At 71.5% G+C, this 24726-nt stretch carries 21 protein-coding genes and 1 pseudogene; 10 read left to right on the top strand and 12 right to left on the bottom strand.

Features of this window, described 5'->3' with window-relative positions:
* Positions 1–25: 25 nt before the first annotated feature.
* A pseudogene (locus tag ABME01_RS11590) lies at positions 26–1273 on the bottom strand (class I SAM-dependent RNA methyltransferase); the annotation flags it as partial.
* Between the two features lie 158 nt (positions 1274–1431).
* Here ABME01_RS11590 and ABME01_RS11585 point away from each other — a divergent pair.
* Together ABME01_RS11585 and ABME01_RS11580 are read left to right on the top strand one after the other, a co-directional pair.
* The gene (locus ABME01_RS11585; RefSeq protein WP_353828569.1) at positions 1432–2136 is read left to right on the top strand and encodes a Maf family protein; all 705 of its coding nucleotides are present in this window, start codon (positions 1432–1434) and stop codon (positions 2134–2136) included.
* Between the two features lie 74 nt (positions 2137–2210).
* Positions 2211–3983, top strand: coding sequence for an acetyl/propionyl/methylcrotonyl-CoA carboxylase subunit alpha (locus ABME01_RS11580; protein WP_353828568.1), 1773 nt, complete (start codon positions 2211–2213; stop codon positions 3981–3983).
* A 114-nt stretch (positions 3984–4097) separates the two neighbouring features.
* On the opposite strand, the gene ABME01_RS11575 is transcribed toward ABME01_RS11580, so the two are convergent.
* Positions 4098–5528 (bottom strand): NAD(P)H-quinone dehydrogenase, encoded by a 1431-nt coding sequence (locus tag ABME01_RS11575; protein WP_353828567.1) that lies wholly within the window; start codon positions 5526–5528, stop codon positions 4098–4100.
* Positions 5529–5651: 123 nt separating this feature from the next.
* On the opposite strand from ABME01_RS11575, the gene ABME01_RS11570 reads away from it, so the two are divergent.
* Both ABME01_RS11570 and ABME01_RS11565 read left to right on the top strand, forming a co-directional pair.
* Complete coding sequence (locus tag ABME01_RS11570; protein WP_353828566.1) at positions 5652–6479, top strand: purine-nucleoside phosphorylase; 828 nt, start codon at positions 5652–5654, stop codon at positions 6477–6479.
* Between the two features lie 64 nt (positions 6480–6543).
* Entirely contained in the window at positions 6544–8220 is a 1677-nt protein-coding gene (locus ABME01_RS11565; RefSeq protein WP_353828565.1) for a phospho-sugar mutase, read from the top strand.
* 18 nt (positions 8221–8238) lie between these two features.
* Here the strand turns inward: ABME01_RS11565 and ABME01_RS11560 are convergent, their stop codons facing one another.
* From ABME01_RS11560 to ABME01_RS11515, 10 genes are all read right to left on the bottom strand, one after another.
* The gene (locus tag ABME01_RS11560) at positions 8239–8523 is read right to left on the bottom strand and encodes a PTS sugar transporter subunit IIB (protein WP_353828564.1); all 285 of its coding nucleotides are present in this window, start codon (positions 8521–8523) and stop codon (positions 8239–8241) included.
* Positions 8520–8999 carry a PTS sugar transporter subunit IIA gene (locus ABME01_RS11555; protein ID WP_353828563.1) on the bottom strand — a complete coding sequence of 160 codons (480 nt, stop codon included), beginning with the start codon at positions 8997–8999 and terminating at the stop codon, positions 8520–8522. The genes ABME01_RS11560 and ABME01_RS11555 overlap by 4 nt, the downstream gene beginning before the upstream one ends.
* A 55-nt stretch (positions 9000–9054) precedes the next feature.
* On the bottom strand, positions 9055–10176 hold the full coding sequence (locus ABME01_RS11550) for an adenosine deaminase (RefSeq protein ID WP_353828562.1): 1122 nt from the start codon (positions 10174–10176) through the stop codon (positions 9055–9057).
* A gap of 101 nt (positions 10177–10277) precedes the next feature.
* Positions 10278–11579: a thymidine phosphorylase gene (locus tag ABME01_RS11545; RefSeq protein WP_353828561.1), complete on the bottom strand. Its 1302-nt coding sequence runs from the start codon at positions 11577–11579 to the stop codon at positions 10278–10280.
* Positions 11576–11995 (bottom strand): cytidine deaminase, encoded by a 420-nt coding sequence (locus ABME01_RS11540; RefSeq protein ID WP_353828560.1) that lies wholly within the window; start codon positions 11993–11995, stop codon positions 11576–11578. Before ABME01_RS11540 ends, ABME01_RS11545 begins: the two co-directional genes overlap by 4 nt.
* Positions 11996–12006: 11 nt before the next feature.
* The gene (locus ABME01_RS11535) at positions 12007–13317 is read right to left on the bottom strand and encodes an ABC transporter permease (RefSeq protein WP_353828559.1); all 1311 of its coding nucleotides are present in this window, start codon (positions 13315–13317) and stop codon (positions 12007–12009) included.
* The gene (locus ABME01_RS11530) at positions 13314–14618 is read right to left on the bottom strand and encodes an ABC transporter permease (protein ID WP_353828558.1); all 1305 of its coding nucleotides are present in this window, start codon (positions 14616–14618) and stop codon (positions 13314–13316) included. Before ABME01_RS11530 ends, ABME01_RS11535 begins: the two co-directional genes overlap by 4 nt.
* Positions 14615–16156 carry an ABC transporter ATP-binding protein gene (locus ABME01_RS11525; protein WP_353828557.1) on the bottom strand — a complete coding sequence of 514 codons (1542 nt, stop codon included), beginning with the start codon at positions 16154–16156 and terminating at the stop codon, positions 14615–14617. Before ABME01_RS11525 ends, ABME01_RS11530 begins: the two co-directional genes overlap by 4 nt.
* A gap of 163 nt (positions 16157–16319) precedes the next feature.
* Positions 16320–17423 (bottom strand): BMP family lipoprotein, encoded by a 1104-nt coding sequence (locus ABME01_RS11520; protein WP_353828556.1) that lies wholly within the window; start codon positions 17421–17423, stop codon positions 16320–16322.
* Positions 17424–17634: 211 nt separating this feature from the next.
* On the bottom strand, positions 17635–18753 hold the full coding sequence (locus ABME01_RS11515; RefSeq protein WP_353828555.1) for a mannose-1-phosphate guanylyltransferase: 1119 nt from the start codon (positions 18751–18753) through the stop codon (positions 17635–17637).
* A 137-nt stretch (positions 18754–18890) separates the two neighbouring features.
* On the opposite strand from ABME01_RS11515, the gene sdhC reads away from it, so the two are divergent.
* The 6 genes from sdhC (at position 18891) to ABME01_RS11485 (ending at position 24710) form a co-directional block, all read left to right on the top strand.
* Positions 18891–19313, top strand: coding sequence for a succinate dehydrogenase, cytochrome b556 subunit (sdhC, locus tag ABME01_RS11510; RefSeq protein WP_353828554.1), 423 nt, complete (start codon positions 18891–18893; stop codon positions 19311–19313).
* A gap of 10 nt (positions 19314–19323) precedes the next feature.
* Positions 19324–19770 (top strand): succinate dehydrogenase hydrophobic membrane anchor subunit, encoded by a 447-nt coding sequence (locus tag ABME01_RS11505; RefSeq protein WP_353828553.1) that lies wholly within the window; start codon positions 19324–19326, stop codon positions 19768–19770.
* Between the two features lie 7 nt (positions 19771–19777).
* Entirely contained in the window at positions 19778–21586 is a 1809-nt protein-coding gene (gene sdhA, locus ABME01_RS11500; protein ID WP_353828552.1) for a succinate dehydrogenase flavoprotein subunit, read from the top strand.
* Between the two features lies 1 nt (position 21587).
* Positions 21588–22355: a succinate dehydrogenase iron-sulfur subunit gene (locus ABME01_RS11495; protein ID WP_353828551.1), complete on the top strand. Its 768-nt coding sequence runs from the start codon at positions 21588–21590 to the stop codon at positions 22353–22355.
* A 132-nt stretch (positions 22356–22487) separates the two neighbouring features.
* The gene (locus ABME01_RS11490; protein WP_353828550.1) at positions 22488–23819 is read left to right on the top strand and encodes a YihY/virulence factor BrkB family protein; all 1332 of its coding nucleotides are present in this window, start codon (positions 22488–22490) and stop codon (positions 23817–23819) included.
* Positions 23820–23873: 54 nt separating this feature from the next.
* Positions 23874–24710: an exodeoxyribonuclease III gene (locus ABME01_RS11485; RefSeq protein WP_353828549.1), complete on the top strand. Its 837-nt coding sequence runs from the start codon at positions 23874–23876 to the stop codon at positions 24708–24710.
* Positions 24711–24726 lie beyond the last annotated feature (16 nt).

The following is a 24726-nucleotide window of genomic DNA, read 5'->3' as shown; positions in this document are numbered from 1 at the left end:
GTCGTGCGCCGCAGCGGGTCCGTCCTCACACGATAGCCGTCAGACGCGCGACCGCCTCGACATGGTGCGTGTTCGGGAAGAGGTCGAACGCCTCGAGGGCCTCGAGCTCGTAGCCCTGCGCCCGGAACGTCGCCACGTCGCGCGCGAGCGCGACCGGATCGCAGGCGACGTAGACGACCTGCGCGGGACCCAGCGCGGCGAGGCGCTCGACGACGGCGCGTCCCGCGCCCGAGCGGGGAGGGTCGAGCACGACGGCGGCCCCGCGGAGCGCAGGGACGCCTGCGGCGTCGGCGACCATCCGCTCGAGGTATCGGTCGACCCGGTCGGTGAGGGCGCGGGCGCCGACCCAGTCGGCGAGGTTCGCGCCCGCGTGCTCGGTCGCCCGGCCGTCGGCCTCGACGGTGGTGATCCGGGTGGCAGGACCGAAGCGGTCGCCGACCGCCGCCGCGAGGAGCCCGACGCCGCCGTAGAGGTCCTGGTTCGGCGCGGCCGGATCGAAGCGGCCGGCGTCGATCGCCTCCTGTACGGCGCGGGTGAGCATCGCCGCGGCACCGCGATGCACCTGCCAGAATCCGTCGCGGTCGACCGTGAACCGGCGCTCGCCGACGACCTCGGTCACCGTGGGCGCGGGCTCGTGCCGGTCGCCGCCGGGCGTCCGGACGACGACCTGTCCGCCACCCGACGAGGGCGCGATGAGGTCGACGGCCGTCGCCCCCGGTTCCACCCCGCCGAGCGGCGCGAGCTCGGCGAGGGCCTCGCCGGCGAGGGGGATCGCCCGCACCGGCACCACGTGGTGGGTGCGCGCGGCGTAGGGGCCGACCGTGCCGTCCTCGGCCACGTGCAGGCGCACGCGCGTGCGCCATCCGGTGCCCGCCTCCGCATCGACGCCCGGCGCGAGGGCCGTGTCGACGGGGACCACGTCGACCTCGCGGTCGACCCCGCCCATGCGGGAGAGCGCATCGCGCAGCACCTCGGCCTTCAGCGTCCGCTGGCGCGGCATCGCGATGTGGCCGAACTCGGCGCCGCCGGCGCGGTCCTGCGGCGCACGGTCGACCGACGCCTCGGCCCAGACGTGTTCGCGGCGGTCGGGCGAGGCGTCGAGCACCTCGAGCGTCTCGGCACGCCAGAATCGCTCGCGCCCGGCATCGGTGACCTGCGCGCGCACGCGCTCCCCGGGGATCGCGTCGGCCACGAAGACGACGCGGCCGTCGTGCCGCGCGACCGCGACGCCGCCGTGCGCGATGCGCTCGACCTCGAGGTCGAGCACGGGCCCGGGCTCCGCCGGCCGCGCCGGAGCGGACCGGCGCGGCTCCCCTCGGGCGGGGCCCCGGGAGGGTCGGCGTGGGCGTCGGCGATGGGTCTCGGCCATCCTCCGAGGATCCCACACGGCCCCGTGTGCACGCCGGGAGCGGCCCGGGCAGGATGGGACGCATGCGCCTGTACCTCGCCTCGACCTCGCCCGCCCGACGACAGCTGCTGCGCCAGGCGGGCATCGAGCCGGCACTGCTCGCCCCCGGCGTGGACGAGGAGGCGGCGGTCGCCGAGCACGAGGCCGCGCACGGCCCGCTCGAGCCCGACGAACTCGTGCAGCTGCTCGCCCGGCGCAAGGCCGAGGCGATCGTCGGTCGCGAGTTCGACGGAGCGCCGATCGACGGGCTGATCCTCGGCGGCGACTCCGCGTTCCTCGTCGACGGCACCCTCCACGGCAAGCCGCACCGGCCCGAGGTCGCCCGCGAGCGGTGGCACCGCCAGAACGGGCGATCGGGCGTGCTGTGGTCCGGGCACTGGGTGATCGACCACCGCGGCGGCGCGGTGCGGGGCGCCGTGGGCCGGCCGGCGTCGGCGGTCGTCGAGTTCGCGCGGCTCGACGACGTCGAGATCGACGCCTACGTCGCCTCGGGCGAGCCGCTCGCGGTCGCCGGCGCCTTCACGGTCGACAGCCTCGGCGGCCCCTTCATCCGGTCGGTGACCGGCGACCCGTCGACGGTGGTCGGCCTGTCGCTCTCCACGCTGCGCGACCTCGTGCGCGAGCTCGGCGTGGAGTGGACGGACCTCTGGGACCTCGGCACGGACTCGGCGGGACCACGGCTCGGACTCGGCGCGGACGGCGTGCGCGCCACGAACCGTTGTCCGTGACCGAAACACCCGCGGGCCTTTTTTGTCGACAGCACCCAAAGTCGGCTGGGAATCCGCCAATAGGCTTGGTCATCATGCGTCGCATCACCAAGGTCCTCATCGCCAACCGCGGCGAGATCGCCGTTCGTGTCATCCGTGCCGCCCGCGACTCCGGGCTCGGCTCCGTCGCCGTCTACGCCGACCAGGACCGGGACGCGCGCCACGTGAAGCTCGCCGACGAGGCATACGCCCTCGACGGCGCGACGAGCGCCGAGACGTACCTCGTGATCGACAAGCTGCTCTCGGTCGCCCGTCGCTCGGGCGCCGATGCGGTGCACCCCGGCTACGGCTTCCTCGCCGAGAACCCCGACTTCGCCCGTGCCGTCATCGACGCCGGGCTCATCTGGATCGGGCCCTCCCCCGAGGCGATCGAACGTCTCGGCGACAAGGTCTCCGCTCGCCACGTCGCCGAGAAGGTCGGCGCACCGCTGGCCCCCGGCACCCTGAATCCCGTCGCGGACGCATCCGAAGTGCTCGAGTTCGTCGACCAGCACGGACTACCCGTCGCGATCAAGGCCGCCTTCGGCGGCGGCGGCCGCGGGCTGAAGGTCGCGCGCGAGCGCGACGAGGTGGCCGAGCTGTTCGATTCCGCGACCCGCGAGGCCGTCGCGGCGTTCGGCCGCGGCGAGTGCTTCGTCGAGAAGTACCTCGACAAGCCCCGGCACGTCGAGACCCAGTGCCTGGCCGACGAGCACGGCAACGTCGTCGTGGTCTCCACTCGCGACTGCTCGCTGCAGCGTCGCCACCAGAAGCTCGTCGAGGAGGCGCCCGCGCCGTTCCTGACCGAGGAGCAGAACCGCCTGCTCTACGAGGCGTCCAAGGCCATCCTCAAGGAGGTCGGCTACGTCGGCGCCGGCACCTGCGAGTTCCTGATCGGGCAGGACGGCACCGTCTCGTTCCTCGAGGTCAACACGCGCCTGCAGGTCGAGCACCCGGTCTCCGAGGAGGTCACGGGGCTCGATCTGGTCCGCGAGCAGTTCCGGCTCGCCGAGGGCGGCGTCCTCGACTACCCGGACCCCGTCACGACCGGCCACTCCTTCGAGTTCCGGATCAACGGCGAGGACCCGGGCCGCAACTTCCTTCCCGCGCCCGGCCCGATCCACCAGCTGCGCTTCCCCGGAGGTCCGGGCGTCCGGGTCGACTCCGGCGTCACGAGCGGCGACGAGATCTCGGGCGCGTTCGACTCGCTGCTCGCCAAGCTGATCGTCACGGCGCCGACGCGCCAGGAGGCGCTGGAGCGCGCGCGCCGCGCGCTCGACGAGTTCGAGGTCGCCGGCCTGCCGACCGTGCTCCCCTTCCACCGCGACATCGTCCGCGACCCCGCGTTCGCCCCGGCGGGCGACGAGCCCTTCTCGGTGTACACGCGCTGGATCGAGACCGAGTACGACAACACGCTTGAGCCGTGGTCGGGCGAGCTCGCCGAGACGAAGGGCCCGGCGGCCCGGGCGAGCGTGGTCGTCGAGGTCGACGGCCGCCGCATCGAGGTCTCGATGCCGAAGCGGCTCGCCGGCGGCCCCACCCCCGACGGCGCGACGCGCGGTCCGGCCCCCCGTCGTCGTTCCGTGCACCACTCGGTCGACACCGCAACCGGCGACGCCGTGACGGCGCCGATGCAGGCCACCGTCGTGAAGGTCGCCGTCGCCGAGGGCGACAAGGTCGTCAAGGGCGACCTGGTGCTGGTGCTCGAGGCCATGAAGATGGAGCAGCCGATCGTCGCGCACAAGGACGGCGTGATCGGCCTCGTGAACGCCGAGCCCGGCACCACGGTCTCGAGCGGCCACCTGCTCCTCTCCATCGCCGACGACTGACGCGCGCCGTCCGAGTCGCGTCGCATCGCGCGGTCTCACGGCTCGACGGTTCTCAGGAGTCACGAGAAGCGTCGCGAGGCACGGGCGGGCCCCGTGACGCGGACGCGACGCGGGTCAGCGCACGACGTGCATCGCGCGCGCCGCGTCGGTGAGCGAGCCCGTCAGCGACGGGTACACCGGGAACGCCTCGGAGAACTGGTCGACGGTGAGGCGGTGCTCGACCGCGAGCGCGAGCGGGAAGATCAGCTCCGAGGCCTTCGGCGCGACGACGACGCCGCCGATGATCGAGCCCGAGGCGCTCGACGCGAAGAGCTTCACGAATCCGTCGCGGATCCCCATCATCTTCGCGCGCGGGTTCGAGGCGAGCGGCAGCTTGTAGACGACGCCCGGCACGACGCCCTGCTCGATCTCGTTCTCGGTCCAGCCGACCGTCGCGATCTCGGGCTGCGTGAAGATGTTCGACGTGATGTTCCGGTTCTCCGGCGGGTTCACGATGTCGCCCATCGCGTGGAAGACGGCCGTGCGGCCCTGCATCGAGGCCACGGACGCGAGCGGGAGGAACGTCGTGCAGTCGCCCGCGGCGTAGATGTTCGGCATCGAGGTGCGCGCCACCCGGTTGACGCGGATGTGGCCCGACTCCGCGAGCTGCACCCCGGCCTCCTCGAGCCCGATGTCGGCCGTGTTCGGGATCGAGCCGACGGCCATGAGGCAGTGGGAGCCGCGCACCTCGCGTCCGTCGGCGAGGGTGGCCAGCACGCCGTCGCCGTCGACCACGACGGAATCGGCTCGCGACTTCGAGAGCACCTTCATCCCGTTGCGCTTGAACACCTTCTCGATGACCGCGGCGGCGTCGGCGTCCTCGCCGGGGAGCACGTGCTCGCGGCTGGAGATGAGCGTCACCTTCGCGCCGAGCGCTCGGTACGCCGAGGCGAACTCGGCTCCCGTCACGCCGGACCCGACGACGATGAGGTGCTCGGGCACGTGCTTCAGCCGGTAGAGCTCGGTCCAGGTCAGGATGCGCTCGCCGTCCGGCACGGCCGAGGGCAGGATGCGCGGCGTGGCACCCGTGGAGATCACGAGCGTGTCGGCCTCGATCCGGTCGAAGTCGGTGCCGCCCTTGGCGGTCGCGACGATCAGCGCGTTCGGGCCGTCGAGCCGCCCCTCGCCCTGCACGAGGCGCACGCCCGCGTCGAGGAGTTTCGTGCGCATGTCCTCCGACTGCTGGGCGGCGAGGCCGAGCAGCCGCTTGTTGACCGCCTGCAGGTTGATGGCGACGTCCGGCTTCACGGCCTTCGCGTCGGCGCCCTTGGCGAAGAACTGCACGCCGAGGTCGGCCGCCTCCTTCACGGCGTTCGACGCCTCGGCGGTCGCGATGAGCGACTTCGACGGCACGACATCGGTCAGCACCGCGGAGCCGCCGACGCCGGCGCGCTCGACGAGCGTGACCTCGGCGCCGAGCTGGGCGGCCGCGAGCGCGGCTTCGTAGCCTCCCGGTCCACCTCCGAGTACGGCGATCCTCTGGGTGCGCTCGAAGGTGGTGTGCATGGCCACCATTCTCGTATACGCGCACGGGCGCGCGCGAACGCGCCCGTGCGAGCGGATGCCGCGCAGACGAGCAGGATGGCGCGCACGCGTGCCGCACCACCGGTGCTTGCGTAGCATGAGGGCATGCAGCAGCTGAACCCGCTCGACGACCCCGCCGCCGATCCGTTCGCCGTCGCCGCCGATGCGGCCGCCCGCATCGCGGAGCTCACCGGGGTCGAACGGCACGACCTCGCGCTGACGCTCGGGTCGGGCTGGGGTGCCGCCGCCGAGCTCATCGGCGAGACGACCCACACGATCCCGGCCACCGAGGTGCCCGGCTTCTCCAGGCCCGCCCTCGAGGGCCACGTCGGCACGCTGCGTTCCGTCGCGCTGCCGAACGGCAAGCGCGCGCTCGTCATCGGCGCGCGCACGCACTACTACGAGGGCCACGGCGTGCGCCGGGTCGTCCACTCGGTCCGCACCGCCGCGGCCACGGGCGCGACGACCATGATCCTGACCAACGGCGCGGGCGGTATCAGGGAGCACTGGACCCCCGGCACGCCCGTGCTGATCAGCGACCACATCAACCTCACCGCCGACTCGCCGCTCGAGGGCGCGACGTTCGTCGACCTCACCGACCTGTACTCGTCGCGGCTGCGCGACCTCGCGCACGGCATCGACCCGTCGCTCGACGAGGGCGTGTACGTGCAGTTCCGCGGGCCGCACTACGAGACGCCCGCCGAGGTGCAGATGGCGAAGACCATCGGCGGGGACATCGTCGGCATGTCGACCGCGCTCGAGGCCATCGCGGCACGCCAGGCGGGCATGGAGGTGCTGGGGATGTCGCTGATCACCAACCTCGCCGCAGGCATCCAGACCACCCCGCTCAGTCACGAGGAGGTCATCGAGGCGGGTCGCGCCGCCGAGGCGAAGATCTCCGGACTCCTCGCGAGGATCGTCGACTCGATCTGAGTCGCGCCGCCCGCACACCGCACACGCGACGGGACCACGTCGCAATCGAGAGAGAAGGCCTCCGATGCCGCAGCGCACCGACGACGAGCGCATCGCCCTCGCCGAGGCGTGGATCGCCCAGGATCCCGACCCCGAGACCCGCGAGGAGCTGACGGCGCTCATCGCGGCCGTCCGATCCGGGAAGGACGGCGCCGCCACCGACCTCGCCTCGCGCTTCGACGACCGCCTCGCGTTCGGCACCGCGGGGCTGCGCGGCGAGATCGCCGCGGGCCCGAACCGGATGAACCGGGTGCTGGTCTCGCAGGGCGCCGCGGGCCTGGCCGCCCACCTGCTCGAGGGAGCGGACGGCGACGGCGCCCCGAGCGTCGTGGTCGGCTGCGACGGACGGCGCAACTCCGAGGTGTTCGCGCGGGACGTCGCCGAGGTCATGTCCGGGGCCGGCGTCCGCGCCGTCCTGCTGCCCCGCCTGCTGCCCACCCCGGTGCTGGCGTTCGCCGTCCGGCACCTCGGCACGAGCGCGGGCGTCATGATCACCGCCTCGCACAACCCCCCGAACGACAACGGCATGAAGGTCTACCTGGGCGGACCGGACGCCGGCTCGCAGATCGTCGCCCCGGCCGACGCCGAGATCGCGGCGCAGATCGCCCGGGTCGCCGAGACGGCCTCGGTCGCGGACCTGCCGCGCGGTGAGGTCGAGACGGCCGACGAATCCGTCGTCGACGCGTACGTCGACGCGACGGCCGCGGTCGCGGAACCGCCGGCCGCGCAGCCGCGCGTGGTGTACACGGCCATGCACGGCGTGGGATGGGAGACGCTGCGCCGCGTGCTCGAGCGCGCGGGCTTCGACCTTCCGCAGCTCGTGCCCGCGCAGATCGAGCCGGACGGGCGGTTCCCCACCGTCGCGTTCCCCAACCCCGAGGAACCCGGCGCCATGGACCTCTCGTTCGAGGCCGCGCGGGCCGCCGGCGCCGACCTCGTGATCGCGAACGATCCCGACGCCGACCGCCTCGCGGTCGCGATCCCCGACGCCGCCGCCACCGACGGCTACCGCCGCCTCACGGGCAACGAGGTCGGGCTGCTCCTCGGCTGGCAGGTCGCCGAGCGAGCCTCGAGCGGCACGCTGGCCTGCTCGATCGTCTCCTCCCCCGGCCTCGAGGCGGTCGCGCGAGCGCACGGCCTCGACTTCCGCGCCACCCTCACGGGCTTCAAGTGGATCTCACGCGCCCCCGGGCTCGTCTTCGGCTACGAGGAGGCGCTCGGCTACCTCGTGAATCCGTCGACCGTGCGCGACAAGGACGGCATCTCCGCCGCCGTCGCGTTCCTCTCCCTGGCGGCACGGTTGGCCGCCGAGGGACGCACGATCGCGGACCGGCTCGACGAGTTCGTCGAGCGATTCGGCGCGCACGAGTCGGGTCAGGTCTCCATCCGGGTCACCGACCTGTCGAGGATCTCCGATGTGATGGCGCGGCTGCGAGCCGAGCCCCCCGCCGAGATCGGCGGCATCGCGGTGACGCGGATCGACGACTTCGCCCAGGGCGTCGACGGGCACCCGCCGGCCGACGTCCTGCGGATCGTGCTCGACGGCGGCGCCCGCGTGATGGTGCGCCCGAGCGGCACGGAGCCCAAGCTCAAGGCCTACCTCGACGCGACCTCCGCGGAGGGCGGCGTCGCCGAGCGACGAGCCGCGGCATCCGACGCGGTCGCGCGCCTCGAGGCCGGCATGCGCGAGCTGGTCGCCTGACCCGGTCGCGCCGGCGGGTCAGCCCAGCGAGGCCTCGAGCTTGCGGCCGATCTCCTCGACGTCGAAGTAGTTCTCGACCTCGATGATCTCGGCCCAGGTCTTCCCGAGCGCGTCGCGCACGCGGTCCGCGAGCTCCGTCGAGGTGAGGACCACCTGGGCGTCCGCCGCCGCGGATGCGACGCCGGCCAGGTCGCTCGCCGAGACGTCGGCCGAGAGCCCGAGCCGGTCGAGGGCGCGCTCGGCGTTGCCCTTGAGGATGGCCGACGTGCCGATCCCGACCCCGCACACCGCGACGATCCTCATGAGCCGGTTCCCCCGGCGTCGGAGACGGGTCCGGCGCCGCCGGACAGCACCTGGCGCACGAGGTCGGCCGAGTCCGCGGTCGCGAGGCGGTCGATCGCGGAGGGGTCGTTGAAGACGTTGGCGAGGTCGGCGACGCTCGCCACGTGCTCCTCAGCGTTGGTCACGGCCAGGCCGACGACCACGCGCACCGGGTCGTTGTGCGGATGGCCGAACGCGATCGGGTCCGCGAGCGTGACGACCGAGAGGCCGCTGTGCCGCACGTCGGGTCCGGGTCGAGCGTGGGCGAGTGCGAGCCCGGGCGCGACGACGATGTAGGCGCCGAACTCCTCGAGCACCTCGATCATCCGGATGGTGTAGCCCGGCATGGTCGATCCGGAGCGGGCGAGGGCGTCCCCGGCCGCCCGGACGGCGGCGCGCCAGTCCGCGACGTCGGCGCTCAGCGCGATCGCGTCCTCGGAGAGCGGCGGGAGGGTCATCGGGGCTCGTTTCAGCGGTCGGATTCGGTGGTGCGACGGATGGCGCCTGCGCGCGTCAGGCCTCGTCGAAGCCGTCCTGGATCTGCTCGGCCAGGTCTTCGCGGTCGTCGAGCGGCAGGAAGGCCGCGGCGGCCGCGTTGAGCTGGAACATCTCGAAGTCGTCGAGGTCGTAGCCGAACGCGTCCGACAGCAGCGCGAGCTCCCGGGTGAGCGTCGTGCCGGACTGCAGCCGGTTGTCGGTGTTGACCGTGACGCGGAACCCGAGCTGGTACAGCAGGTCGAACGGGTGGTCGACGAGCTCGTCGCCCCACGCCGCGATGGCCCCGGTCTGGAGGTTCGACGACGGGCTGGTCTCGAGCGCGATCTCGCGGTCCCGGACCCACTGCGCGACCGGCCCGAGGGACACGTAGGTGTTCTCGTCATCCTGCCGCTCGATCGTGAGGTCCTCGGCGAGCCGGACGCCGTGCCCGAGCCGGAGGGCCCGTCCGTCGAAGAGCGCGCTGCGGATCGACTCGAGGCCGTCCGCCTCGCCCGCATGCACGGTGACGGGCATGAATCGCGTCGCGAGGAAGTCGAACGCCGTGCGGTGGCGGCTCGGCGGGAACCCCGCCTCGGCACCGGCGATGTCGAAGCCGACGACGCCCCGGTCGTGGTGGCGCACGGCGAGCTCGGCGATCTCGAGGCTGCGGTCGGCGTGGCGCATGGCCGTGATCAGCTGGCCGACGCGGATGCGGCTCCCCTGCCGACGGACGTCGTCGACGCCCTCGTCCAGCCCGGCCTGCACGGCCTCCACCGTCTCGTCGAGCGTGAGGCCGCGCGCGAGGTGCTGTTCCGGGGCCCAGCGGATCTCGCCGTAGACGACGCCGTCCTCGGCCAGGTCGTGCACGAACTCGCGTGCGACCCGGGTCAGGCCAGCGCGCGTCTGCATGACCGCGGTGGTGACGTCGAAGGTCTTCAGGTACTCCACGAGGGAGCCGGAGTCGGACTGCTCCGCGAACCAGGTGCCGAGTTCGTCGGCCTCCGTCGCGGGCAGTTCGAGCCCGATCTCGTCGGCCAGTTCGATGATCGTCTGGGGCCGGAGCCCGCCGTCGAGATGATCGTGCAGCGAGATCTTGGGCAGCGACCGGATGTCGGTGCCGTCGCCTTCGATCCGGTAGTCCGTCGCGCGCGTGTCCACCCCACCACGATAGCGGCGCGCACGCGTGCCGACGCAGGGAAATCGCTGCGCACGCCGTGCGGCGCGGCGCGGCGCGGCGGCGTGGACGATCCGCTTGGCGGCTAGACGCCGATGCGGCCGGCGACGAGGGGACCGCCGTCCTGGATGTCGCTGCCCGGATCGCCGATCTCCCAGGCACCGTCGACCGCCTCGAGGGCGCGTGCGAAGCGCGCGGGCTCGTCGGCGTGCAGCGTGAAGAGCGGCTGGCCGGCGCGGACGGCGTCGCCCGGCTTCGCGTGCAGGTCGATGCCGGCGGCCTGCTGGACCGGGTCCTCCTTGCGCGCGCGACCGGCGCCGAGCCGCCACGCGCCGATCCCGAAGGGCAGCGCCTCCTGCCGCACGAGCACGCCGTCGCGATCGGCCGTCACGACATGCTGCTCGCGCGCGACGGGCAGCGGCGCCTCGGGGTCGCCTCCCTGGGCCCGGATGGCGGCGCGCCACGTGTCCATGGCGCGACCGTCGTCGAGCGCCGCCTCGACGTCCACGTCGACGCGTCCCGTGAGCGCGAGCATCTCCCGGGCGAGCGCCACGGTCAGCTCCCGGACGTCGGCCGGTCCGCCACCGGCCAGCACCTCGACCGACTCGCGGACCTCGTTCGCGTTGCCGATCGTCAGCCCGAGCGGCACGTTCATGTTCGTCAGCAGCGCCGACGTGGCGACTCCCGCGTCCTCGCCGAGCTCGACCATGGTCCTGGCCAGTTCGCGCGAGTGCTGGATGTCGGTCAGGAACGCGCCCGAGCCGAACTTCACGTCGAGCACGAGCGCACCCGTGCCCTCGGCGATCTTCTTCGACATGATCGACGAGGCGATCAGCGGGATCGCCTCGACCGTGCCCGTGATGTCGCGCAGGGCGTACAGCTTCTTGTCGGCGGGCGCCAGGCCCGCGCCCGCCGCGCAGATGACGCCGCCGACGTCGCGCAGCTGCGCGAACATCTCCTCGTTCGTGAGCTCCGCGCGCCATCCGGGGATCGACTCGAGCTTGTCGAGCGTGCCGCCGGTGTGACCGAGTCCGCGGCCGGAGAGCTGGGGCACCGCGACGCCGAAGGCGGCGACGAGCGGCATGAGCGGCAGCGTGATCTTGTCGCCCACGCCGCCGGTGGAGTGCTTGTCGGTCGTCGGCTTGCCGAGGCCCGAGAAGTCCATCCGCTCGCCCGAGGCGATCATCGCCATGGTCATGTCGCGGATCTCCCGGCGGCTCATGCCGTTCAGGAAGATCGCCATGGTCATGGCCGACATCTGCTCGTCGGCGACGTAGCCGCGCGTGTAGGCGTCGACGAGCCATCCGATCTGGTCGGTCGAGAGCTCGCCGCGATCCCGCTTGGTGCGGATCAGGTCGACGGCGTCGAAGGCCTCCACGGCGCTCATGCGCGCTCCCCCTTGTACTCCGCGAGCTGCCGCGGACCGAACGCGTCGGGCAGCACCTCGTCGATGGTCTTCAGTCCCGAGACGGTCTCGAGGACCATCCCCTCCGCCGAGTGCTCGTAGAGCAGCTGGCGGCACCGCCCGCACGGCATGAGCACGTTGCCGTGCCCGTCGACGCACGTGAACGCGACGAGCCGGCCGCCGCCGGACATGACCAGTGCGGACACGAGCGAGCACTCGGCGCACAGGGTCACGCCGTACGAGGCGTTCTCGACGTTGCATCCGCTCAGGATCCGCCCGTCGTCGGCCACCGCGGCGGCGCCGACCGGGAACTGCGAGTACGGCGCGTACGCCTTCGCCATCGCCTCCCGGGCGATCTCGCGGAGGTGGTTCCAGTCGATGGGGTGCTGCTCGGTCATCGTGCTCCTCGTCAGGACTTCATGTAGGGCTTGCCGGCGGCAGCAGGGCCGCGGACCTTCCCGACGAACCCGGCGACGGCGAGGATCGTGACGACGTACGGCAGCATGAGCATGAACTCGCTCGGCACCGGCGCACCGATCACCGAGAGCGTGTTCTGAAGGTTCTGCGCGAAGCCGAACAGGAGCGCGGCGAGCGTCGCCCGGATCGGGTCCCACTGCCCGAAGATCACCGCGGCGAGGGCGATGAAGCCGGCGCCGGCGGTCATCTCCTTGTTGAACGCACCGACGGCGCCCAGGGTGAAGAACGCGCCGCCGAAGCCCGCGATCGCACCGGCCAGCGACACGTTCCAGAACCGGGTGCGGGCCACGTTGATGCCCACCGTGTCGGCCGCGGTCGGGTGCTCGCCCACGGAGCGGAGGCGGAGGCCCCAGCGGGTGTGGAACAGCCCGATGTAGACGAGCACGACGATCACGTACATCGCGTACACGATCAGCGTCTGCCGGAAGAACATCGGCCCGATGAGCGGGATCTCCGAGAGCAGCGGGATCGGGATGCGCTGCAGGCGGGGCGGCGAGTTGAGCAGGGCCGCGTTCGGCGCCAGCACCTGCGAGAACAGGAAGCTGGTCAGGCCGATCACGAGCACGTTGAGCACGACGCCGACGATCACCTGGTCGACGAAGTACTTGATGGCGAACGCCGCGAGCACGAAGGCGACCAGGACGCCCGAGATCGCGGCGGCGATGAGCCCGACGATCGGTCCGAGCCACTGCTGCCCGATGATCGACGCGACCACCGCGGACGTGAACGCGCCGGCCAGCAGCTGCCCCTCGATCGCGATGTTGATGACGCCGACCCGCTCGGAGATCACGCCGCACAGGGCGCCGAAGATCAGGGGCACGGACAGGCTGAGTCCGCCGGCGAGCAGGCCGGGGAGCAGGATGTTCGGCGTCCTCGCGCCCGCCGCCGCCCAGGCGAGGAACGCGAACAGCCCGACCACCGCGAAGATCACGACGAGCCACAGCGGCACGCTGCGCCGGGCCCGGACGAGCGCGGCCGAGACGACCGTGATGATGGTCATGATGGCGACGGCCGTCCAGGTGACGACCGGGCCGCTGACCGTGAACGGCGGGATCTGGATCACGTCCGACGGGTCGGAGATGCGGAAGACGGCCTCGCCGCCGTGCCGGGTCGCCGCGAAGAGCAGGGCGAGCAGGACGGTGACGACCGCGAACGAGATCGGCGCCTTCCAGCTGACGACGACCGTCGTGTCGAGCGTCTGGGCCGGAGCCGTGGTGGCGTGGTGCTGGCTGGAAGCGGTCATCCTGCCGCCACCTCCTCCTTGCGGGGCGTGCGCGTTCGCTTCTTGGGCTTCGTGCCCGGCTGGGGCAGCCGGAAGATGGCGCGCACGAGCGGCGGTGCCGCGATGAACAGGACGATGAGCGACTGGACGACGAGGACGATGTCGATCGGCACGCCCTCGGCGGCCTGCATCGAGAATCCGCCGGCCTTGAACGCGCCGAACAGGATGCCGGCCGCGAGGATGCCCCACGGGTTCGAACCGCCGAGCAGCGCGACCGTGATCGCGTCGAAGCCGATGCCCGCGTCGATGCCGGACGAGAAGCCGGTCGTGACCGTGCCGAGCACCTGGTCGACGCCGGCGAGGCCGACGAGGGCGCCCGAGATCAGCATCGCGTAGATGTACATGGCGTTGACGTTGATGCCGGCGACGCGGGCCGCCTTCGGGTTCAGGCCCACGGCCCGGAACCGGAAGCCGAGGCTCGACCGGTCGAGGATCCACCACACCAGCACCACGGCCGCCAGCGACAGGAGGAATCCGAAGTGCAGGTTGAAGCGGGGGCCGAGCAGGTCGAAGAACACGGCCGTGTCCTTCATGGGCGGCGTCTTCGGGTTGTTCGAACCCGGGGCCTGCAGCAGTCCCGGGGTGCGCAGCATCCAGGTCACGAGGTACAGCGCCACGTAGTTGAGCATGATCGTGACGATCACCTCGTGCGCGCCGGTGCGCGCCTTCAGCGCACCCGCGATGCCCGCCCACAGCGCCCCGGCGACCACGCCCGCGATCAGGGCGACGATCATGTGCACGACGGGCGGCAGGTCGAACGAGAACGCCACCCATCCGGCCGCGGATGCGGCGAGCAGCATCTGGCCTCGGCCACCGATGTTGAACATGCCGACCCGGAAGGCGAGGCCCACGCCCAGGCCCGCCGCGATGAGCGGCGTCGCGAAGTTCAGCGTGTCGGTGAGCGGCTTGATGCCGGACAGGAAGTCGTCGCGGCGGAAGTTGTAGATCGCGCCCTGGAACAGGGCCGAGTACGCGCCTGCGACGGAATCCCAGATCGCGGCGAGCGTGTCGCCCGGCCGGGCGAAGAAGTACGAGGACGCCTCCTGGACGCGCTCGTCGGTGAACGCGATCATGACGGCGCCGACGACGAGGGCGAGCAGCACCGCGAGCACCGAGATGATCGCGTTGCCGCTGGCGATCTCGCGCAGCGCCTGCTGCCAGCGCGAGCCCTCGGGCTCGCGCTCGGGCTCGACGACGGGCTCGTCCGGCGGGACCTGGGTACTCGTCTCGAGCGCGACGTCGGGGTCGTTGCGGTCGGTCATGCGACGGCTCCTTCGGGAGTCGGGGCGCCACCGGACGCGCCAGGGGTCTCGCCGGCCATCATCAGGCCGAGTACGTCGCGGGGGGTGTCGCCGGGCACGATGCCGACGACCCTGCCGCGGTACATCACCATGATCCGGTCGGCGAGGGCGGTCACCTCGTCGAGCTCGGTCGAGACGACGACGACGGGCACGCCGGCGTCGCGGGTCTCGATGATGCGCTTGTGGATGAACTCGATCGAGCCGACGTCCACGCCGCGCGTGGGCTGGGCGGCGACGAGCAGATTGAGGTCGCGGCTCAGCTCGCGGGCGAGCACGACCTTCTGCTGGTTGCCGCCGGAGAGGCGACCCGCCTTCGTCTCGATGCCCGGGGTGCGCACGTCGAACTCGGCCACCTTCTCGGCGGCGAACTCGGCGAGGAAGGCGCGCTGGACGTTGCCCGCCTTGACGAACGGCTCGCCGTCGGAACGGTCGAGCATGAGGTTCTCGGCGATCGAGAACTCGCCCACGAGGCCGTCCTCGGTGCGGTCCTCGGGCACGAAGCCGACGCCCGCGTCGAGGATGCGTCGCACCGAGTGCCGGGTGATCTCCGTGCCGTCGAGGCGGACGCTGCCCTCGACGCGCGGCTGCAGGCCGACGAGCGCCTCGGTGAGCTCGGTCTGGCCGTTGCCCTGGACGCCCGCGACGGCGAGCACCTCGCCCTTGCGCACCGTGAAGCTGACGTCGTTGACGACGAGCTGCCCGATCGGGTCGATCACGCGGAGGTGCTCCACCTCGAGGGCGTCCTCGCCGAGCGTGGGCTCCTCCTTCTGGACCGTCAGCTCGACCGCTCGACCGACCATGAGGGAGGCGAGCTCGGCGTTGGACGCCGTGGGCTCGGCCTCGCCGACCACCTTGCCGAGCCGGACGACCGTGATCTTGTCGGCGACCTCGCGGACCTCGCGGAGCTTGTGGGTGATGAAGACGATCGACGCGCCGCTCTCCTTGAGCTGGCGCATGATGCCCATGAGCTCGTCGGTCTCCTGCGGGGTGAGCACCGCGGTGGGCTCGTCGAACACGAGCACGCGGGCGTCGCGCGAGAGCGCCTTGATGATCTCCACGCGCTGCTGCACGCCCACCGGAAGGTCGTCGACCAGCGCGTCGGGGTCGACGTCGAACCCGAACCGGTCGCTGATCTCGCGCACGCGCCGTCGCGCCGCGGGCAGGTCGAGCAGGCCGCCGGCGCGGGTCTCCTCGTGGCCCAGCATGACGTTCTCGGCCACGGTGAAGACGGGGATGAGCATGAAGTGCTGGTGCACCATGCCGATGCCGGCTCGCATCGCGTCGCCCGGACCGGCGAAGTGCTGCACCTGGTCGTCGAGGAGGATCTCACCCTCATCGGCCTGGTAGAGGCCGTAGAGGACGTTCATGAGCGTCGACTTGCCGGCCCCGTTCTCTCCGAGGAGGCAGTGGATCTCCCCCGCCTCGACAGTGAGGTCGATGTGGTCGTTCGCCACCAGGGAACCGAACTTCTTCGTGATTCCTCGGAGTTCGAGTTTCATGCCACTGATCCTACTGATCGAGCCCCGCGAACTCAGCGCCCGTGCGCCGAAGTGCGCCGATGAGCGGAGCGGTTTGCTCAGATGTTGTGGCGAGTGCGCAGATTCGCCGGGGACGACGAAGGGGAGGCCGGACGGATCCGGCCTCCCCCTCGCGGTGAAGGTGCTACTGAGCCAGGTAGGACTCGACGGTGATGTCGCCGTCGATGATCATCTGCTTGAGCTCGTCGAGCTTCGACGCGAGGTCGGCCGGGACGGCGTCCTCGAAGTCGTGGAACGGCGCGATGCCGACGCCCTCGTTCTCGAGCGTGCCGACGAACGGCTCGGTGTCGAACTCGCCGTTGCCCGCGGCCAGCACCGAGTCCTGGACGCCGACGTCGATGCCCTTGAGGATCGAGGTGAGCAGCAGGTCGCCGACCGACGGGTCGGTCTCGTAGACGTCGGCGTCGACGCCGAGCATCATGATGTCGCGACCCGAGTCGCGGATGGCCGCCGCAGCCGACTGGTAGATCGGACCGCCCACGGGCAGCAGGATGTCGATGTCCTGGTCGATGAGGCCCTGGGCGACCTGGCGCGCAGTGTCGTTCGCCTCGAAGCCTCCGGTGAAGGAGCCGTCCTGTGCGTCGCGGTCCCAGCCGAGGACCTTGACGTCGGTGCCGTTCTCCTCGTTGTAGTAGTCGACGCCCTGGGCGAAGCCGTCCATGAAGATCGACACGGTCGGGATGTTCATGCCGCCGAAGGTGCCGACCGAGCCGGACTCGGTCACGCCGGCCGACAGGTACCCGGCGAGGAACGCGGCCTGCGCGGTGTCGAAGATGATCGGCTGGATGTTGTCGGCGTCCGTCGTGCCGTCGAAGTCCGTGTCGACGGTGTCGTCGATCGAGACGTACTCGAGGTCGGGGTTCGCGGTCGCCGACTCGAGGGCGGCGGGCGCGAGCAGGAAGCCGACCGTGACGATGAGGTCGCAGCCCTGGTCGACGAGGCTCGTCAGGTTCGACGCGTAGTCGGTCTCGGCCTGCGACTCGACGAGGATCGGGTCGACCCCGAGCTCGTCGGACGCCGCCTCGAGGCCCTCGGCGCCGAGCTGGTTGAACGACTTGTCGTCGAAGCCGCCGGCGTCCGAGACCATGCAGGGCAGGAAGTCGAGGGCCTCGCCCCCGTTGCCGCCGTCGCCCGACTCCTCGGGAGCCGAAGCGCAGCCCGCCAGCAGCGCGACGGTGCCGAGCGTCGCGAGGCCGCCGACCGCGGCCTTCTTGAACGTGAACGTCACAGTGTCCTCCAAAAGACTGCACCCCGAACAGCTCGGGGACCGGGAAGTCACGTTACCCCGTGTTTCCCGCGGCGCCACGGGCGGGTCCATCCGCATCGGGCAAAGGTTATGAAGCCGCGACCTTCTGCTCATATGAGCAGGGTTCTCCCACCCCCGAGCAGGGGACACGGCCCCTCCCGAGGGCCGTCGCGCCGTGGAGCCGCGGGAGCGGCTACAGCACGTCGCTGGATCCGCCGAGCCGGAGCGCGTCGACGACGGCCTTGACTCTCTGCGCGTGCTCGCTCGTCGTGACGAGCAGGGCGTCGGGCGTGTCCACGACGACGATGTCCTGCACGCCGATCAGGCTGATCACGCGCTTGGCCCGGCTCACCACGATCCCGCTCGACGCGTCGGCGAGCACGCGCGCGTGCTCACCGAGGATCGCGAGCTCGCCGGAGCGGCCGGAGCTGTTGAGCTTGGCGAGCGAGGCGAAGTCGCCGACGTCGTCCCACGGGAAGTGCCCCCGCACGACGGCGAGCCGGCCGGCGGCCGCCGCGGGCTCGGCGACCGAGTAGTCGATGGCGATCTTCTCCAGCTTCGGCCAGATCCGGTCGACCGCCGGCCCGCGGAGGTCGGGGTCGTCCCACGCCGCGGCGAGCTCGACGAGGCCCGCGTGGAGCTCGGGCTTGGTGCGGGCCAGCTCCTCGAGCAGTCGATCCGCCCTGGCGATGAACATGCCGGCGTTCCAGAGGTGCCGTCCGCTGTCGAGGTACGTGCGGGCGGTCTCGAGGTCGGGCTTCTCGACGAAGCTCGAGACCGCCGTGACCTGCTCGGTGCCCGGGACCTCGAGCGGCTCGCCGCACTCGATGTAGCCGAATCCGACCGCCGGCTCGGTGGGGGTGATGCCGATCGTCGCGATGTACCCCGCGTCGGCGGCGGCGACCGCCGCGGTGACCGCCTCGCGGAAGTGCCGCGGCCCGGAGATGACGTGATCGGCGGCGAACGAGCCGATGATCACGCCCGGCTCGCGTCGTTCGAGGATGGCCGCGGCCAGGCCGATCGCCGCGCTCGAGTCGCGCGGCTCGCTCTCGAGCACGATGTTCTCGTCGGCCAGCTCGGGCAGCTGCCCCTCGACCGCGGCGCGATGCGCGCGCCCGGTCACGACCATGATGCGCTGCGCACCGGACAGGGGCGCGAGTCGGTCCCATGTGTCCCGCAGCAGCGTCTGCCCCGACCCGGTGAGGTCGTGCAGGAACTTCGGGGCGTCGGCGCGCGAGAGCGGCCACAGCCGTGAACCGACGCCGCCGGCGGGGATCACGCTGTAGAAGCGGTCGATGGGAGCCTGTCGCATCCAGTCAGGATAGCCGCGCACCCCGAACCCTCCACCGTGGCGAACGGACCACCTCGGCGTCGGGACTAGACTCGGATCCGGGCCATCGGTCCCGTATGCCCGCAGTCGGGCGACGCACACCGCCAGGAGGGACGTCCATGTCAGCAACGACGACACGGACCCCGATCGCACCCGAGACGCCGGCGAAGCAGAAGCCGGGCGGCACGCTCTATCGCGGCCGCGAGGGCATGTGGTCGTGGGTGCTGCACCGGATCACGGGGGTGGCGATCTTCTTCTTCCTCCTCGTGCACGTGCTCGACACGGCGCTGGTCCGGGTGAGCCCCGAGGCGTACAACGCGGTGATCGGCGCCTACCAGACCCCGATCATGGGCATCGGCGAGGTCGGCCTCGTCGGCGCGATCGTGTTCCACGCGTTCAACGGCCTGCGCGTCATCCTCGTGGACTTCTGGTCGTGGGCGACCCGCAACCAGCGCGTGCTGTTCTGGGTCGTCATCGGCCTCTGGGTCCTGACGATGCTCGCCTTCGTGCCGCGGCACCTCATGAACGTCTTCAGCCACTAGGAGCGCCGAGATGACCGTCATCGACTCCCCGCGCACCCCTGCACGTCCCGCGCCGCGGCGCGGCGTCAACCTCGAGAAGTGGGGTTGGATCTACATGCGCGCCTCCGGCGTGCTCCTGATCGTCCTGATCTTCGGCCACCTCTACGTCAACCTCATGGTCGGCGAGGGCGTCAAGGCCATCGACTTCGGCTTCGTCGGGGGCAAGTGGGCCGACCCGTTCTGGCAGTGGTGGGACCTGCTCATCCTCTGGCTCGCCCTCATCCACGGCGCGAACGGCATGCGCACCATCGTGAACGACTACACGAGCCCCGGCACCGTCCAGCGCGTGCTGAAGTGGGCGCTCCTGCTGTCGACCGCCGTACTGATCGTCCTCGGCACGCTGGTCGTCTTCACCTTCGACCCGTGCCCCGCCGGCTCGCCCGCCGAGCTGCTCCCCTCGTTCTGCCCCGCCGCATAGGAGACACGTGACCAGCGAGAACCACGTCGAGACGAAGGTCGTCGACGGCGTCCACTACCACCAGTACGACATCGTCATCATCGGCGCGGGCGGCGCCGGCATGCGCGCGGCCATCGAGGCCGGGCCGGGTGCGAAGACCGCCGTGATCTCGAAGCTGTACCCGACGCGATCCCACACGGGCGCCGCGCAGGGCGGCATGGCCGCCGCGCTCGCGAACGTCGAGGAGGACAGCTGGGAGTGGCACACCTTCGACACGATCAAGGGCGGCGACTACCTGGTCGACCAGGACGCCGCCGAGATCCTCGCGAAGGAGGCGATCGACGCCGTCATCGACCTGGAGAACATGGGCCTGCCGTTCAACCGCACTCCCGACGGCAAGATCGACCAGCGCCGCTTCGGCGGCCACACGCGTGACCACGGCAAGGCGCCGGTCCGCCGCGCGTGCTACGCGGCCGACCGCACGGGCCACATGATCCTGCAGACGCTGTTCCAGAACTGCGTCAAGCTCGGGATCGAGTTCTACAACGAGTACTACGCCCTCGACCTCGTGATGACCGAGGTCGACGGCGTGAAGCAGCCCTCGGGCGTCGTCGCGTACGAGCTCGCCACCGGCGAGCTCCACGTCTTCCAGGCCAAGGCGGTCGTCTTCGCGACCGGCGGATTCGGCAAGATCTACAAGACGACCTCGAACGCGCACACCCTCACGGGCGACGGCGTCGGCATCGTCTGGCGCAAGGGCCTGCCCCTCGAGGACATGGAGTTCTTCCAGTTCCACCCGACCGGGCTCGCGGGCCTGGGCATCCTGCTCACGGAGGGCGCCCGCGGCGAGGGCGCCATCCTCCGCAACGCCTCGGGCGAGCGCTTCATGGAGCGCTACGCACCGACGATCAAGGACCTCGCGCCGCGCGACATCGTCGCCCGGTGCATGGTGCAGGAGGTCGCCGAGGGACGCGGCGCCGGCCCGAACAAGGACTACGTGCTGCTGGACTGCACGCACCTGGGCGCCGAGGTCCTCGAGACGAAGCTCCCGGACATCACCGAGTTCGCACGCACCTACCTCGGCGTCGACCCCGTCTACGAGCCGGTCCCGGTCATGCCGACCGCGCACTACGCGATGGGCGGCATCCCGACCAACGTCAAGGCCGAGGTGCTGCGCGACAACACCACGGTCGTGCCCGGGCTGTACGCCGCCGGCGAGTGCGCCTGCGTCTCGGTGCACGGCTCGAACCGACTCGGCACGAACTCGCTGCTCGACATCAACGTCTTCGGCAAGCGCGCCGGCCGCAACGCGGTCGAGTACGTCAACTCGGGCGTGGACTTCACCCCGCTGCCGGACGACCCGGCCGCCGAGGTCCGCGGCATGCTCGAGCAGCTCCGCGCGGCGACCGGCACCGAGCGCATCGCCGCCATCCGCAAGGAGCTGCAGGACGAGATGGACAAGGGCGCGCAGGTGTTCCGCACCAGCGAGTCGCTCTCGCACGTGGCGTCCGTGATCGCCGACCTCCGCGACCGCTACCAGCGCATCTCGGTGCAGGACAAGGGCCAGCGCTTCAACACCGACCTGCTCGAGGCGGTCGAGCTGGGCTTCCTGCTCGACCTCGCCGAGGTCGTCGTCGCATCCGCGGCGAACCGCGAGGAGAGCCGCGGCGGCCACATGCGCGACGACTTCCCCGACCGCGACGACGAGAAGTTCATGCAGCACACGATGGCCTACCTGTCGGGCGACGCGCACTCGTCGGTCGCCTCCGACCATATCCGGCTCGACTGGAAGCCGGTGACCATCACGCGCTACCAGCCCATGGAGAGGAAGTACTGACGTGACGACCGCCACGATCGAGAAGAAGTCGACCGGTGCCGCGGATGCCGCGACCCAGTCGTTCACCGTCACCTTCCTGATCCGACGCTTCGACCCCGAGGTCGACTCGGAGCCGCGCTGGCAGGACTTCGACGTCGAGATGTACGCGACCGACCGCGTGCTCGACGCACTGCACAAGATCAAGTGGGAGCAGGACGGCTCGCTGACCTTCCGCCGCTCGTGCGCCCACGGCATCTGCGGCTCCGACGCCATGCGCATCAACGGCCGCAACCGGCTCGCCTGCAAGACGCTGATCAAGGACCTCGACATCTCGAAGCCGATCTACGTCGAGGCGATCAAGGGCCTGCCGCTCGAGAAGGACCTCGTCGTCGACATGGAGCCCTTCTTCGCGAGCTACCGCGAGGTGCAGCCGTTCCTCCAGGCCACCAGCGCCCCGGCGCAGGGCAAGGAGCGCGTGCAGTCGGTCGCCGAGCGCGCGCGCTTCGACGACACGACCAAGTGCATCCTGTGCGCCGCGTGCACCTCGTCGTGCCCCGTGTTCTGGACCGACGGGCAGTACTTCGGCCCGGCGGCGATCGTGAACGCGCACCGGTTCATCTTCGACTCGCGCGACGAGGAGGCGAAGGTGCGCCTCGACATCCTCAACGACAAGGAGGGCGTGTGGCGCTGCCGTACGACCTTCAACTGCACCGACGCGTGCCCGCGCGGCATCGAGGTGACCAAGGCCATCGCCGAGGTCAAGCAGGCCATCATGCGCGGCAAGCCCTGAGCGGACGTCCCGCGGAGCGGAGGGGCCGGTGCGATCGCGCCGGCCCCTCCGGCGTTCCCGGGGACCGCGCCGGCCGGCCCGGTGCCGGCCGTGGCGGGCCGGAGCGCCGCATCCGCTCGCTAGGGTGAATGCGTGAGCGATCGCGGACGGGGACGCGCGGACGCGGCGCCGACGGCCGGGCACGCCGCGGCGGCGGACGCGACTGCCGCGGCGGCGGGCCGCGAGACGGGCTCCGCCGCCGCGCGCGTCCGCGACCGGATCGAGGCGGCGAGCGTCCCGATCCTGGAGCGGCTCGACGAGCCCATCTCGCGCGCCGAGCACGTCACCGACTGGGCGATGGGACTCTTCCCCGTGCGGGTGTGGCGGCACTTCCTCGCCCGGAACGGGTTCCTGCTGACCGCGGGCATGAGCTACCAGTCGCTGTTCGCGGTGTTCGCGGCCATCTACATCGTCTTCGCCGTCGCCGGGCTGTGGCTCTTCAACGACCAGGACACGCTCGATGCGCTCTACGTGCTGATCAACACCTACGCCCCCGGCCTGGTCGGCGAGAACGGCATCATCACGCCCGAGGCGTTGCAGGAGGCCGCCAACTCGAGCACGAGCCTGTTCGGGTGGACGGGCGCGGTCGCCCTCGGCGGCCTGATCTGGACGGCCATCGGGTGGGTGACGTACTCGCGGATGGCGGTGCGGAGCATCTTCATGCTGCCCAAGGACCGTCGCGCATACCTGTACCTCAAGGCCCGCGACTTCGCGGCGGCGTTCCTGTTCGGCCTCGCCATCCTGCTCGCCGCCGTGCTCTCGATCGTCGCGACGGGCTTCCTCGACTGGCTGTTCGGCCTCGTCGGCGTCGACCTGAACTCCGAGTCGCCCGGCGTGAAGGTCGGCCTGCAGTTCGGCGCACTGCTCATCGTGTTCGTGATCGACACCCTCGCGCTCGCGGTCATGTTCCGGTTCCTCTCGGGGGCCGAGGTGCCGTGGCGTCGCATGTGGACGGGATCGCTGCTCGGCTCGGCCGCGCTCAGCGTGCTGCAGCTCATCGGCGGCTGGGTGCTCTCGTGGGCCGGCGGCAACCCGCTCCTGGCCACGTTCACGGTGATCGTCGCCCTGCTGCTGTGGTTCCGGATCGCGAGCATCATCATCCTCGTCGCCGGGGCGTGGATCGCCGTCGAGGCCGCCGATCGCAACGAGTCGCTCCGTCGCGTCACGGCGGAGGAGCTCGAGGCGGAACGACGCCAGCGGGAGTACGACGCGCTCGTCACGGCGGCTCGGGTGCGCGTGCGCGATGCGCTCCTCACGGCCGAGCACGTGCGGTGGTACGAGCGCCTCCAGGCGGGGCGCCGGCTGACCCGTGCGCGGCGCGACCTGGACGAGCTCGAGGCCTCGCCGCCGCCTCCGCCACCGGTCCGCTCGCACCCCTGGCGCAACGGCGGCCGCAACGGCGATCGCAGATCCTCGCGCTCGTGAGCGGGGCGCCGTCGGCGCGCGGCGAGGTCGGCGGGCTCGCCTAGGATCGAAGGCATGCCCGCCGACTCCCCGCTCAGGATCGCCAGCGCCAACGTCAACGGGGTCCGGGCGGCGTTCCGTCGCGGCATGGGCGACTGGCTCGCGTCGCGCGAGGTCGACATCCTCGCCCTGCAGGAGGTGCGCGCCTCGACCGACGACCTCGCCGGACTCCTCGGCGACGAGTGGAGCGTCCTCCACGAGCCCGCCACCGCGAAGGGCCGCGCCGGCGTCGCGATCGCGAGTCGCGCGAGCGCTCGGATCCACCGCGTCGAGCTGGGCGGGCATGAGCACGACACCGCGGGCCGCTGGCTCGAGGCCGACTACGAGGTCGGAGACCGGATCGTCACGGTCGTCAGCTGCTACGTGCCCTCGGGGGTGGCCGAGACCCCGAAGCAGGTCGAGAAGTACCACTTCCTCGACGCGATGAGCGATCGGATGTCGCAGCTCGCGACGCACGAGCTCGCGGTGGTCGTGGGCGACCTCAACATCGGCCATCGCACCCTCGACATCAAGAACTGGAAGGGCAACCGGAAGCACGCCGGGTTCCTGCCCGAGGAGCGCGCCTACCTCGACCGCTACGTCGGCGCCGAGGGCGACGACGACTACAACGCCGGCGGCGGATTCGGCTGGGTCGACCTCGGGCGCCGCTCCGCCGGCGAGGTCCCCGGCCCGTACACGTGGTGGTCCTGGCGCGGCCAGGCGTTCGACAACGACAGCGGGTGGCGCATCGACTACCAGCTCGCCACACCCGCACTCGCCGACGCGATGGTCTCCTATGCCGTCGACCGCGCCGAGGCGTACGCCGAGCGATGGTCCGACCACGCCCCAGTCGTCGTCGACTACGCCATCTGACACGCAAAGGACCCCC

The sequence above is a fragment of the Agromyces litoreus genome (genome assembly GCF_040496015.1).
Lineage (GTDB): Bacteria > Actinomycetota > Actinomycetes > Actinomycetales > Microbacteriaceae > Agromyces > Agromyces litoreus.
This window is presented reverse-complemented; position numbering and strand designations above follow the sequence as displayed.